The organism is Dietzia massiliensis (assembly GCF_018390595.1).
Taxonomy (GTDB): Bacteria; Actinomycetota; Actinomycetes; order Mycobacteriales; family Mycobacteriaceae; genus Dietzia; species Dietzia massiliensis.
In genome coordinates this window covers 1-357 of record NZ_JAHBAV010000316.1, presented here as the reverse complement: position 1 = coordinate 357, position 357 = coordinate 1, and the positions used below count along the sequence as shown (strand labels likewise).

Sequence of the window (357 nt, the reverse complement as noted above, 5' to 3'; positions counted from 1 at the left end):
CGTTCGCCGCCGGCGACCGCGACCTCGGCCTGGATTTCCTCCACATGATCGACGTGTTCCGGTACCCGGAGGACGGCGTGCCGCCCAAGGTCGTCCAGGAGATCCGCCGGATGAAGGCGCGGATCGACTCCGAGCGCCTGCCGCGGGGCGCGGACCCCGCCACGCACACCAAGCTCGGTCGCGGCGGCCTGGCGGATGTCGAGTGGTGCGCGCAGCTGCTCACCATGCAGCACGCCGCCCGCGTTCCCGGACTGCACACCACCTCCACCCTCGAGGCGCTGCAGGCCGCCGCGTCCGCGGAGCTGCTGTCCGAGGGCGAACGCGACGCGCTGGTGCAGTCGTGGCTCATGGCCGGAC

The 357-nt window shown here is 72.8% G+C and carries 1 protein-coding gene; it reads left to right on the top strand.

Features of this window, described 5'->3' with window-relative positions:
- On the top strand, window positions 1-357 hold a 357-nt coding region (locus KHA85_RS17380), incomplete at both ends, for a [protein-PII] uridylyltransferase family protein (protein ID WP_498039917.1).